Genomic DNA, 13,020 nt, shown 5'->3' with positions numbered 1-13,020 from the left:
CCTGCGGCGGCTTCGCCGCCTAGGTCTGGCCCTTCGGGCCACTGCTATCCATCCCTAAGCCAAGGCGCTTCGCGCCTTTCTAGACGCTTTAAATCTGCCGCAGATGAATATAATTAGCCGCATTTTTATCCTTTCTATTCTGATGATTCTGGGCTTTTCGGCCCTTTTGGCCGCTGCCATGACTTTTATGGTCGACAATCCAGAGTCTCACTACCTTTGGCCCTACTTTTTGGGCTTTGGGCTCTTAACGGGCCCCGGCTCGCTTTGGGCCATTATTTATTATAATCAGCAGTTTAAGCAGTTGGCCAAAAAAGAAGCCCTCAGTAAAAAAGACCGCATCTTGGCCCAATGGCAAAAAGAAGATGGCAAAGAGGTGCTCCTTACCCTAGATGCCCTATTTATTGGGCCTAGCCATTACCCCTTTTGGGCCCATTACGAGCGCCTGCTCCAAATAGAAGTCCTAGAAGATAAAGCCGCCCTCCGCTTTCAACTAGAAGTGGGCTTCAATAGCCAGAAAAAACATTATCGAAGTATTTATTTGGATGTTCCTGAAGAGCTCTTGGCCCAGCGCCAAGCTTGGGCGGCAGACATCCAAGCAGCTTCTGCCCATGGGCATAGCTGCGACATAAAATAGTAATCGCATGTATCAAACCGCTTATCACGATCAAGACCTTAGCCAGTTTTCTGTACTCATTACTGGAGGCGCTGGCTTTATTGGCAGCAATCTGGTCGAATATTTTTTGAAGTATGGGGCCAAAAAGGTCCGTGTTATTGACAATTTCCTCACGGGCTTCCGAGAAAACTTGGCGCCTTATCTGGACCATCCCAATTTTGAGCTAATTGAAGGAGATATCTCCCTTTTGGCCGATTGCGAAAAAGCCTGTGAAGGCATGGATGCCGTTTGCCATCAGGCCGCTTTGGGCTCGGTGCCCCGCTCTGTCGCCCAACCCCATCTTACCACTCTTCACAATGTCAATGGCTTTGTGAATATGGTGCATGCCGCTCATCAGGCAGGGATCAAGCGCTTTGTTTATGCCTCTTCTTCCTCCGTCTATGGCGATGAGCCCAATTTGCCCAAAGTAGAAGACCGAATTGGGCAACAATTATCGCCTTATGCCATTACCAAGTATAGCAATGAGCTATTTGCTAAAAACTTTGGCGATTTGTACGGAATGGAGTTTATGGGTTTCCGCTACTTTAATGTATTTGGACCAAAACAAAGCCCAAAAGGGGCTTATGCCGCCGTTATTCCTCTTTTTGCAGAGGCTTGTCTTTTGGGCAAAACCGCTTATATTAATGGCGATGGCCTACAAACTCGAGATTTTACCTTTATCGAGAATGTGGTCCAAATGAATGTAAAGGCACTCTTGACTGAAAATCCTGCAGCTTACAATCAGGTGTATAATGTGGGCGTAGGGGGCCGCTACTCGGTCCTAGATCTTTATGAGGGCATCCGAAAAGCCGCCGGCAGCGAGCAAGCTCCCGTACATCGAGAAAGCCGAGCAGGCGACATCCGTGACTCTCAAGCGAATATTGAGAAAGCCAAAACGCTTTTGGGCTATGATCCCCACTTTAGCTTTGAGGAAGGTCTGGCCATTACGGTCCAGCATTTTAAGCAGCTACTAAAGGCCTAGCAACCAAAGAAAAAGGCCAAAAGCAGGCTGGCCTAGCGATGCGGCGGGGTGGCCGAAGGCCAGACCAAGGCGCTGCAAGCGCCGCAGGGCCGAGCAGACCTGCGAGCCCCAAAGCGTAGCGCCCGCAGCTTGCTGCGGGAGGCCCCAAAAAAACAGAAAAATAATCAGCAACAACAGAATATAAGATAGAATGATGCAAACGCAAGCCCCTTATGAGGCCCAGAACAAGATCAGAATTGTGACGGCCGCCTCTCTATTTGATGGGCATGATGCCGCGATTAACATCATGCGGAGAATCATGCAGCGCTCTGGCGCAGAAATTATTCATTTGGGCCATAACCGCTCGGCTCAGGAAATTGTCGATACCGCTATTCAGGAAGATGTACAGGGTATTGCCATTACCTCTTATCAGGGGGGACATATCGAGTTTTTTAAGTATATCTACGATCTTTTGCAAGAAGGTGGAGCCGGCCACATCAAGATTTTTGGTGGGGGAGGAGGGACCATCCTGCCCACAGAAATCGAAGAGCTGCATGCCTATGGCATTAGCCGTATTTACTCGCCCGATGATGGACGAGAATTGGGCCTGCAAGGGATGATTAACGACCTCTTGAGCCAATGCGATTTTCCCACCGGGAAAAATATCAATGGCGAGCTTAAGCAATATGCAACAGGCGATAAATACGCCCTGGCCCGCCTGATCTCTGCCGCAGAAAACCAACCGCAGGAGGCCGAAAGCTGGTTGAGCGAGCTAGAAGCCAAAGCCGCCGCTAAAAATACTCCCATTTTGGGGATTACAGGAACAGGCGGAGCGGGTAAATCCTCTTTGGTGGATGAATTGGTGCGCCGCTTCCTCCTCGATTTTGAAGATAAACGCATTGCCGTGATTTCGGTAGACCCCTCTAAGCGCAAAACGGGCGGGGCCCTGCTGGGCGACCGTATTCGGATGAATGCCATCAACAGCGAACGGGTGTACATGCGTTCTTTGGCCACCCGCCAATCTAATCTATCCGTTTCTAAGCATATTGGCGATGCCGTGAATATCTTGAAGGCCGCAGACTTTGACCTTATCATTCTGGAAACCTCTGGAATTGGGCAGTCAGATACCGCTATTACCGATTTCTCGGATGCTTCTTTGTACGTGATGACGCCAGAATATGGGGCCGCCACACAGCTGGAGAAAATTGATATGTTGGATTTTGCCGACCTCATCGCCCTCAATAAGTTTGATAAGCGAGGGGCGCAGGATGCCCTGCGGGATGTTCGCAAGCAATACCGCCGCAATCATAACCTCTGGGAGGCCAAAGAAGATGATTTGCCCGTATTTGGGACCATCGCTTCTCAGTTTAATGACCCCGGCATGAATAGCCTCTACAAAGCCTTGATGGATAAAATTGTAGAGCGAACGCAGGCGCCTTTGGCCTCTAGCTTTAAGGCGACTAAGGAACAAAGCGAAAAGCAATTTATCATTCCTCCAGCCCGAGTGCGCTACCTTTCAGAAATTAGCGAAAGTATTCGCCGATATAACGACAAGATTGAGCAAGAAGCCCGCTTGGCCAGTCAGCTTTATCAGCTGAAGGGAGCGATGGAGCAACTAGGCGAGGAGAGTCCCGCTAGCTTGAAAGAAACTTATGAATTTAAATACGCCAACCTCAGCGGAGCGCAACAGCGCTTGCTAGAAGGCTGGAAAGAAAAACTGGCCCGCTACCAAGCCGATGAGTTTGTCTATAAGGTGCGCAACAAAGAAATTCGAGTAGAAACCTTTACCAAATCCCTATCGCATAGCCGCATTCCCAGAATTGCCCTGCCTAAATACAGCGATTAGGGAGATATCGTCCGCTGGTCTGGCCAAGAGAACTTCCCCGGGGAGTTTCCTTATACCGCTGGGGTGTTCCCCTTCAAGCGCAAAGGCGAAGATCCCACGCGTATGTTTGCAGGAGAAGGGCATCCAGAACGGACCAACCGCCGCTTCCATTATGTCTCTTTGGGCATGCCTGCAGCCCGCTTGTCTACGGCTTTTGATTCCGTGACCCTCTATGGAGAAGATCCCGATTATCGTCCAGATATTTATGGTAAGATCGGTAACTCTGGGGTAAGCATTTGTAGCCTAGACGATGCCAAGAAGCTGTATTCTGGTTTTGATCTTTGCGATCCCAAAACCTCGGTTTCTATGACCATCAATGGTCCAGCCGCTACCATCTGCGCCTTCTTCATGAATGCCGCAATTGACCAGCAATGCGAGAAGTACATTAAGGAACATGGCTTAGAGGTTCAGGTAGAAGCCGCCTTGAAGGCCAAATATGATGATAAAGGCTTGGCCCGCCCCCAATATATGGGCGAATTGCCCGAAGGTAACGACGGTCTCGGCCTAATGCTCTTGGGCTTGACTGGCGATGAGGTGCTTCCTGCCGATGTTTATGCCGAAATGCGGGCAAAAGCCCTGCGTTCTGTCCGCGGAACCGTACAGGCCGACATCCTTAAGGAGGACCAAGCGCAAAATACTTGCATCTTCTCTACAGAGTTCTCGCTCCGCCTAATGGGCGATGTGCAAGCCTACTTTATTGAGGAGCAGGTGCGCAATTTCTACTCGGTCTCGATCTCTGGCTACCATATTGCCGAGGCTGGCGCCAACCCCATCACCCAATTGGCCTTTACCTTGGCCAATGGCTTTACCTTTGTGGAGTATTACCTCTCTAGAGGGATGGATATCAACGCTTTTGCGCCCAATCTCTCTTTCTTTTTCTCCAACGGAATTGACCCAGAATATGCCGTGATTGGTCGAGTGGCCCGCCGCATTTGGGCCAAGGCAATGCGCGAGAAATACGGGGCTAATGCCCGCTCACAAATGCTTAAATATCATATCCAAACCTCTGGCCGCTCTTTGCACGCACAGGAAATTGGCTTCAATGATATTCGCACCACTTTGCAGGCCCTCTATGCAATTTATGACAACTGTAATTCATTGCACACCAATGCCTATGATGAAGCCATTACCACCCCTACAGAGGAATCTGTGCGCCGGGCAATGGCCATTCAGTTGATTATTAACCGAGAATTGGGCTTGACCAAAAACGAGAACCCCTTGCAAGGCGCTTTCATTATTGAGGAGCTCACCGACTTGGTGGAGGAGGCCGTTTTGACCGAATTCGACCGCATTACCGACCGTGGCGGCGTGCTAGGCGCCATGGAAACCATGTATCAAAGAGGAAAGATTCAGGAGGAAAGCCTGTATTATGAAACCCTCAAGCATACGGGCGAAATGCCCATTATTGGCGTGAATACTTTCTTGTCTGATGAGGGTTCACCCACCATTATTCCCGAGGAGGTAATTCGTGCGACCAAGGAAGAGAAGGAGGCACAAATCTCTGCCCTCCAACGCTTGCATCAAACGCATGAAGAACGTGGACCTCAGGCCCTCAAGGCTTTGCAAGAGGCCGCTATCGAGAACAAAAACCTCTTCGATTGCCTGATAACCGCCGTGAAGTTCTGCTCTTTGGGCCAAATTACCCAAGCCCTCTATGAGGTCGGTGGGCAATATCGCCGCAATATGTAAGGACTCCCCTTAATCTATAGTTTAGCTAGCGCTCTCCAATTCTTCTTTGGAGGGCGCTCTTTTTTTATCCTGCTTGATATGTTCAATTGCTTTTGGGGCCTCCGCTGCGGCTTCGCCTTGCGGCGCTACGTTCCGCAGCTCGCAGGTCTGCTCGGCCCTGCGCCGCCTGCGGCGGCTGGGTCTGGCCCTTCGGGCCACTGCTGCACATCGCTAGGCCGAAACAACTTCCTTGGGCTAATCTGCAGTTTACAAATGCCTCTGGCCTCGCGCCAGCCTTGATTTGCAATTGCAAAACAGCTCTGAACGATGCCCGGAGCTAATCTGCATTTGCAAAACAGCTCTGAACGATGCCCGGAGCTAATCTGCATTTGCAAAACAGCTCTGAACGATGCCCGGAGCTAATTTGCATTTGCAAAACAGCTCTGAACGATGCCCGGAGCTAATTTGCATTTGCAAAACAGCTCTGAACGATGCCCGGAGCTAATTTGCATTTGCAAAACAGCTCTGAACGATGCCCGGAGCTAATTTGCATTTGCAAAACAGCTCTGAACGATGCCCGGAGCTAATTTGCATTTGCAAAACAGCTCTGAACGATGCCCAGAGCTAATTTGCAATTGCAAAACAGCTCTGAACGATGCCCAGAGCTAATTTGCAGTTTGCAAATTCCTCCGGGCGTATCTATAATCTCCTATCTTTTTTTTCTGGGCTCACCCTACTACAGTTTAGTTAGAGGCGCTTAGAAGCAAAACTATGGAGACCGCTGAAAAAAGAAAGCCTATAGCTCCTTATTGGAGCTATAGGCTTTCTTTAGATCTATATAAAAGGGCTTAAGGGTTAAGCTTGATCCTCTTCGCTATTATTTTCGCTAGCTTCCTCCCTTTTGGGAGTTTCTTCTACTGCGGGGGGCGTTTCCGTTTGAGCTTCCGTCTCTTTTTGGAGTTCGGCAGCTTGTTTTTGCATTTTGGCGAGGCGTTTTTGGAGTTCCTTCATGGTTTTATTCATGTCGGCCAGTTTTTCGGCCTTAGAGCTAATGCGTTCGCGTAGCATTTTGGCCTTGACCTCACGGAGTTGCGTTTCGATTTGGGTAGCATGTGGGGCATTGATCTTACCGTCTTGGATATCGAGTTCTTTTTGGTCTCGATCAATAGAGCGTTGCATCTTCTTGATAGCTTCTTCTAGGCCTTGGATACGGCGTTCGAGTCGGCTATCGCCATTTTGCTTACCAAAACGTTTCACCTTCACTAACTTAAAGGCCTTATCGATACGGGTCCAGAGGCCATTGCGTTGTTTTTTGCTCAGTTTCATTTTTTTCATCTGAGCTTGCAAGCCTTTGAGTTGTTCGAAATACTTATCCCATTTGCCTGTTTCGCCTTCTAGTTCTTTTTCGATAGCGGAGAGGCCTTGGTCCAATTGGTCGTAATTGGCTTTGGCGGCTTGTTCAAAGGCTTCATCTTGAATCTTGCGCAAATTCTTCATCAGGCCAAAGAGTTCATTGAGGCTATCGCGAAGTTCTTGAACATGTTCTTTAAAGAGATTTTTCTCTTTGTCTTGAGCGTGCACTTTAGCTTGGAAGGCTTTAAGTTCTTCCCAGAGCATTTTATCATACTTTGTGGCGCGTTCTACACGGTCTTGGATTTCGCCAAGTTCTGACCAATAAGTCTTATACAACTTAGTAGAAAGGACAGCAAAGAGCCATTCTGTTTTTAGGCTATCCAGATTAAGGCTTTCGTCTAAGCATTGGTATGCTTCGGGCAAAAGGCGGCTAGCGGCCGATAACTCTTGCTCCGTTTTTTGGTAGCCTGTTGTAGGAAAAGCGACCACAAGTCCTTTGGTCCATTTCTCCTTTAATTCTTTTTCAATGGCTTCGGTAGCGGCATCGCCTTCAAATTTATGCAATTCGATGCGGTTGTCTTCAGCCTTTAACTCCATGGCTAGCAGGCATTTTTGCGTGCCTTCAGCTACGGCCTCTTCGGCCCAAAATACAAGTTTCTGTTTCATCTCAAAACAATAAGTAAATCTAAAAATCGCTGCTCTAGAAGTAGAGCGGTACAATGGTATTTGTTTAAGTAGAAAAGGAGGCAAAAGGTTTGCTTTGGCCATCTGATCGCCTTAATTTTTCTCAAAATAGTTTTTATTTTGCTTTTCCTCAAGGCGAAAGCGAACTCATTTAAAAAGGGAGATTTTATTCTGCTGTAGCGGGGAAAAAAGGGCTAAAAAAAGGGGGGGGGCTTTAAAATGGGCTTTAGTCCTTTCGCATTCAAAACTTTAGCGGTATATTTCATTGAATGAAAATTCAATTTTTTGGCTTTTGGAGTTCACAAAATGCCTAAAAACCTCATTATAGAGGTAGAAGTCGTTGTTTACCCCCCAAATTTTATAACAGCGAGGACGACAAAACAATCATGCTCAAAATCACTAATCTATGAAAAACCTAATGTTTCTTTTTGTGGCCCTTTTGGCCTTTGGCCTTGGCAGTTGTAACACGGAAGCGCCTGCAGCTTCTGTAAATGATGCGATGGAAGTGACTACTCGTGGTCAGCAATCAGAAGATAAAGTAGAGAATTTTACTGCTGGCAAATGGGAGGACCAGAACACCTTTGTCAACTTGAAGCTAGATGGTAGCTTTGAGGCCTCTTTTGATGGCGAAACGACTATTGTGGGTAACTGGACCCTTAGCGATGATGAAAAACAGCTTTCGCTCAAGGCAGAAGAATCGCTAGAGGGGAAAGGCAGTGTATTTGCCAAAACCTATGAGGTCTTAGAAATTACGCCCGAGACCTTAAAAGTAAAAGACGAAGAGGGCTACGAACTTGCCTTTAAAGCAGCCTAAGAAAATAGCTTAAACCCTAAGCGGCCTGCTCCAGATTGTTGGAGTGGGCTTTTTTTGGGCCTAGAAGCGGGCGAAGCCCGCTGGCCTAGCGATGCGGCGGGGTGGCCGTTAGGCCAGACCGAGTTTTTGAGCGCAGCGAAAAAACGAAGGGCCGAGCGAGCAGCGAGCCCCAAAGCGTAGCGCCGACGAGCGCAGCGAGGCGGAGGCCCCAAGAAACAGAAAAAAGAAAAAGCGTATTGATTTTGAGGCAAAAAAGAGAAGGGAGCGAGATGCTATTCAGCAATTACAGGCTTTTTTGCTACTTTTGTGGCGCAAAACAAAAGCAAAATCAATGTCGACAAAAATAGCTGCAGAAGTAAATAAGAGGCGCACCTTTGCCGTAGTCGCCCACCCCGATGCGGGGAAAACCACCTTGACCGAAAAACTCCTACTTTTTGGTGGGGCGATTCAGGTAGCGGGAGCGGTAAAGTCTAATAAAATCAAGAAATCGACGACTTCCGATTTTATGGAAATTGAGAAGCAGCGGGGGATTTCGGTGGCCACCTCGGTTATGGGGTTTGAGTATCGGGAGCGGCAGATCAACATTTTGGATACGCCGGGTCACAAAGATTTTGCGGAAGATACCTATCGGACCTTGACGGCCGTGGACAGTGTAATTGTGGTGATTGATGTGGCCAAGGGGGTAGAGGAGCAGACCGAGCGATTGGTAGAGGTTTGCCGTATGCGAGACACCCCCGTGATGGTCTTTATTAACAAATTGGACCGTGTGGGCAAGGATGGGATGGACCTATTGGATGAGATTGAGGAAAAGCTCAAGCTCCATGTTTGTCCCCTGAGTTGGCCTGTGGGTATGGGCCCTGATTTTAAGGGGGTGTACAACATCTATGAAAAGCAGCTCAATTTATTTGCGCCGGGGACCAAATATGGCGACCTCACGGCTTTGGAAGACCTAGATGACCCTGTTTTAGATAAATTGGTGGGTGAGGACTATGCTGAAGAGCTAAGAGAAGAGGCCAATATGGTCATGGAAGTTTATCCAGATTTTGATCGAGAAGCCTATCTCAAAGGGCAACTATCGCCGGTGTTTTTTGGCTCGGCAGTAAATAACTTTGGGGTAAAAGAACTGCTTGATTGCTTTGTAGAAGTAGCGCCTACGCCAACGGGATTTCATACAGAAGAGCGAGATATTGAGCCCTTAGAGCCTAAGTTTACAGGTTTTATCTTTAAGATCCATGCGAATATGGACCCTCGTCACCGCGACCGCATTGCCTTTATGCGGGTCTGCTCGGGGGTATTTGAGCGCAACACCAACTACCTGCATGTTCGGAAGAACAAAAAGATGAAATTCTCGAATCCCACGACCTTTATGGCCTCTAAAAAAGAGGTGGTCGAGCAGGCTTATCCGGGAGATATTGTGGGCCTTTATGATTCGGGCAACTTTAAGATTGGCGATGGCTTGACAGAAGGAGAAACCCTACATTTTAAGGGGATCCCTAGCTTCTCGCCCGAGCTTTTCCGTTATATAGAAAATGCCAATCCCATGAAATCGAAGCAATTGGCCAAGGGAATTGACCAATTGATGGATGAGGGCGTGGCGCAGATCTTTACCAAAACCTCGAACAATCGCAAGATTATTGGTACCGTAGGGCAGCTTCAATTTGATGTATTGCAATATCGTTTGGAGCATGAATATGGGGCCAGCTGCCGCTATGAGCCCGTGCAACTGCACAAAGCTTGCTGGATAGAGGCCGAAGACGAGGAGCAACTCAAGGAATTCTTGCGGAAAAAGGCTCAATTTATTGCCAAGGATAAAGAGGGGCGTTATGTCTATCTGGCTGAATCTAAATGGATGCTCAGCACGGCTCAGCAAGACTACCCTAAAATTAAATTTCACTTTAAATCAGACTTCTAAGGATGCGTCAATTGCCTGCTTATCTGCTTTTGGCCCTTTTGGCCCTGCTTCTTCTTCAATGTGCTCAGCAACAACCTCTGCAAGGAGGGCCAAAAGACGAGCAGCCGCCAGAGCTAGATTTGCGGCGCTACTCTACGCCCAACTATCAAACAAACTTTAAGGAAAAAGAGATCTTACTGACCTTTAACGAATGGGTGCAGCTCAAAAACGCCCAGCAGCAAATCTTAATCTCGCCGCCTCTGGACAAAAAACCAAAGGTGAAGGTCAAGAATAAAACGGTCATTCTCCGCTTCCAAGAAGAGCTAAAAGAAAACACCACCTATAGCATTCAGTTTGGCCAAAGTATTGTCGATTTTCGAGAGGGGAATCCCGTCAAAGACCTGCGTTTTGTCTTTTCTACAGGCCCCCAACTCGATTCGCTTCAGTTGGGCGGCCAACTGTTTGATGCCAAAACGGCGGCCCCGGTCGCCGAGGCTTGGGTGATGCTCTATGAAGGAGTGCTAGGCGACTCTACGCCCATCCTTCAGCGGCCCAACTACCTGGCCCGAACCGATGAAAAAGGAAACTTTAAGCTAGAAAACTTGAAGGCGGGCCGCTATATTCTCTTTGGCTTGATGGATAAAAATAACGACTATCGCTATCAGCCTAATGAGGAGCTAGCGTTTTGGTCCGAGCCCATTATTTTGACCGATAGCAGCGCCGGAAACCCCAAGCTCCGCTTATTTGCGGCGGCCCAAGAACAGAAGTTGGTTTCGGCCAAACAGTTGGCCCAGCAACAGGGGCAATTGCAGTTTCTAAACCCCTTTTCAGATAGCCTGAAAATTCAGCCCTTAGAGGAGCTAGAAGACTGGACCTATTACCAAAATAAGGAGTTTGTCTGGCTGTTTTGGAAAGGCGCCCAAGGCGATGAACTTCGATTTGTACTAGAGGCTGGCGATTATCGAGATACGGCCAAAATTAACCTTTATACGGGCCTAGATCCTAGCGAATTGCGCTTGATTGATCCCAAAAAAGCCGGCAAGGCTAGGGCCACAGAGGGGCTGCAAATTCCACTACCTATTTTGCATCCCAAAAACCCGATGCAGCTTGATTTTGGGGCCCCAGTTCAACGCATTGACACTAGCCTTTGTGTTTGGCAAAATGACACGGGCCTCAGTTTCGGCCCCCTGAGTTTTCAGCCTGCGGGCAATTATCTCTGGACCTTAGATGCGCCCAAAGCGCCTTCTGCAACGTATAGCCTTCAGTTGTTGCCGGGTGCTTTGACTGACTTTTGGGGGCAGCAAAATGAAGATACCCTCAAGGCTACTTATGCCCTAGAAACCGATAAGACCTTGGGCAATATTTTGGCCCAAATCCAAAATGCCGATAGTAGCAAGCAATATGTTTTTGAGCTGCGCCGCAATCAAGAGGAGGTCGTTCACAAGCAGTTGCTTTTGGGCCAAAGCCAATATGCGCTCGATTTTCCCCTGCTCCCGCCCGGCAATTACCAAATTCAACTGATTTGGGATGAAAACCAAGATGGGCAATGGACCACAGGAGACTACCTAAAATTAAAGCAAGCCGAAAAAATATCTAGTTCTAAGGAGTTGCCTTTGCGCCCAGGTTGGGACAATGAAATTTCTCTAGATCTAAAAGAAGATTAGCCGGATGATTTGGGGCTGCCCCGCCCTGCGGGCGGGTCGCTCCACTTCGCAGCTCGCAGGTCTGCTCGGCCCTGCAGGCTTTTTCGCTTTGCTTCAAAAGCCTTGGGTCTGCCGCCTTCGACGGCCCTGCTTCGGCAGCTCAGCCTGCGGCCCTTCGGGCCTGTAGGACCAAAAAAAGCTTGAACCTCAGCAGGTTCAAGCTTTCTATTGTTTAGGGCTAGTCCTTTAGCCAGTTTTTGATTTGTTCTAGGCTACAGCCAGTAATTTTGGCAATTTGCTCTAGGGGGAGGTTGGCGGCTTGCATTTGTTTGACCATGGCTTTTTTGGCGGCTAATGCGCCTTCTTCTTTCCCTTCCTCTCGTCCTTGTTCGAGTCCTTTTTCTAAGCCTAGTACTTCTCCTTCTTTTAGGCCCTCCTCTCGTCCTTGTTCTAAGCCTTCGGCTCTGCCTTTTTCTAGGCCCTCTTCTAGGGCGGTGTCAATAGCATTTTTAATATCTCGATGCTTTTTGAGAGAGACCTCATAATTTTGGCGCTCCTCAATAGAGTAGCTGGCAATTTCGGCGGCATGGAAAAGCCCTGTAAAAATGCGCTCTTGCAAAGCTGCGGGCCGATCTTCTAATTTGGCCAAATAACGGAAAAGATAAAGCCATTTGTCCTGTAGATCTTCTAGCTCATCTAGGGTTTTTGTGAAATTAGGCAGCTCGATATAAATATAGGTAAGGTCTTCAAAGAAGAGCTCTTTGTCTTGGTCCTTGAGCTGTACATAGCGAATCACTCGATTATGGGGATTGGGCTGATTGATCTTAAAATCGAGAATACAGATCGTATAAATGGGCCAAAGCTTAAAATTCCAATCGCCCCTTTCAGATTGCTCTTGAATGGCGAAGGTGCTATAAAAAATAGAGCGGTCGATGAAATGATTTTGCTTACTGCGCTGCAGCTCAATAATAAACTGCTCGCCTCGGCTGCTGGTGCAATAGATATCAAAAATAACTTTTCGGTCCAGAAAACTGGAAGGCAGGCGTTCGCTAGGGAGATATTCGAGGTCCTCCACCTGATGCTTTTCGGGCAGCAGCTGATTGAGAAAATGGATGAGCAGCTCTTTATTGGCGGCCTCGCCAAAAAGCTTCTTAAATCCAAAATCGGTCAGTGGATTGATATAGCGATCTTTGATCATCTTTTTTTCTTCTTTTCCCAAAATTAAGGCATTTAAATGAGGTGATGAAAAAATGCAGCACTAAAAAACTGCGTATACTACTAACTATAAGGACTGAAAACCAGATAGTCAACAGTTGAATACACTTAATTTAAAATTTGGGCCAAATTTGCGGTTTTGGGGGCGCGAAGCGCCCGGCCACAACAAGGCCTTTAGGTCGCCGTTCGACGACCGAAGGGAGTAACCGATGTGCAGTAGGGGGCGGCCTAGCGATGTGCAGCAGTGGCCCGCA

General features: G+C 48.1%; 7 protein-coding genes and 1 pseudogene. 6 read left to right on the top strand and 2 right to left on the bottom strand.

Features of this window, described 5'->3' with window-relative positions:
* Positions 1–103 precede the first annotated feature (103 nt).
* From OP864_RS07465 to OP864_RS16965, 3 genes and pseudogenes are all read left to right on the top strand, one after another.
* Positions 104–634 carry a hypothetical protein gene (locus OP864_RS07465; RefSeq protein WP_270100590.1) on the top strand — a complete coding sequence of 177 codons (531 nt, stop codon included), beginning with the start codon at positions 104–106 and terminating at the stop codon, positions 632–634.
* 7 nt (positions 635–641) lie between these two features.
* The gene (locus OP864_RS07460; protein WP_270100589.1) at positions 642–1,634 is read left to right on the top strand and encodes an SDR family oxidoreductase; all 993 of its coding nucleotides are present in this window, start codon (positions 642–644) and stop codon (positions 1,632–1,634) included.
* A 193-nt stretch (positions 1,635–1,827) separates the two neighbouring features.
* Positions 1,828–5,187, top strand: a pseudogene (locus tag OP864_RS16965) (methylmalonyl-CoA mutase family protein).
* A gap of 834 nt (positions 5,188–6,021) precedes the next feature.
* On the opposite strand, the gene OP864_RS07445 reads toward OP864_RS16965, so the two are convergent.
* The gene (locus OP864_RS07445; RefSeq protein WP_148268309.1) at positions 6,022–7,185 is read right to left on the bottom strand and encodes a coiled-coil domain-containing protein; all 1,164 of its coding nucleotides are present in this window, start codon (positions 7,183–7,185) and stop codon (positions 6,022–6,024) included.
* A 424-nt stretch (positions 7,186–7,609) separates the two neighbouring features.
* On the opposite strand from OP864_RS07445, the gene OP864_RS07440 reads away from it, so the two are divergent.
* The 3 genes from OP864_RS07440 (at position 7,610) to OP864_RS07430 (ending at position 11,572) form a co-directional block, all read left to right on the top strand.
* Complete coding sequence (locus tag OP864_RS07440; RefSeq protein ID WP_270100587.1) at positions 7,610–8,017, top strand: lipocalin family protein; 408 nt, start codon at positions 7,610–7,612, stop codon at positions 8,015–8,017.
* Positions 8,018–8,348: 331 nt separating this feature from the next.
* On the top strand, positions 8,349–9,929 hold the full coding sequence (locus OP864_RS07435; protein ID WP_270100586.1) for a peptide chain release factor 3: 1,581 nt from the start codon (positions 8,349–8,351) through the stop codon (positions 9,927–9,929).
* Between the two features lie 2 nt (positions 9,930–9,931).
* Positions 9,932–11,572 (top strand): Ig-like domain-containing domain, encoded by a 1,641-nt coding sequence (locus OP864_RS07430; protein WP_270100585.1) that lies wholly within the window; start codon positions 9,932–9,934, stop codon positions 11,570–11,572.
* Between the two features lie 217 nt (positions 11,573–11,789).
* Here the strand turns inward: OP864_RS07430 and OP864_RS07425 are convergent, their stop codons facing one another.
* On the bottom strand, positions 11,790–12,749 hold the full coding sequence (locus OP864_RS07425; protein WP_270100790.1) for an Rpn family recombination-promoting nuclease/putative transposase: 960 nt from the start codon (positions 12,747–12,749) through the stop codon (positions 11,790–11,792).
* Positions 12,750–13,020: the final 271 nt, after the last annotated feature.

It is taken from the genome of Saprospira grandis, from assembly GCF_027594745.1.
GTDB classification, from domain to species: Bacteria; Bacteroidota; Bacteroidia; order Chitinophagales; family Saprospiraceae; genus Saprospira; species Saprospira grandis.
Note: the sequence above shows the minus strand (reverse complement) of the source record. Positions and strands in the feature narration are given on the sequence as shown.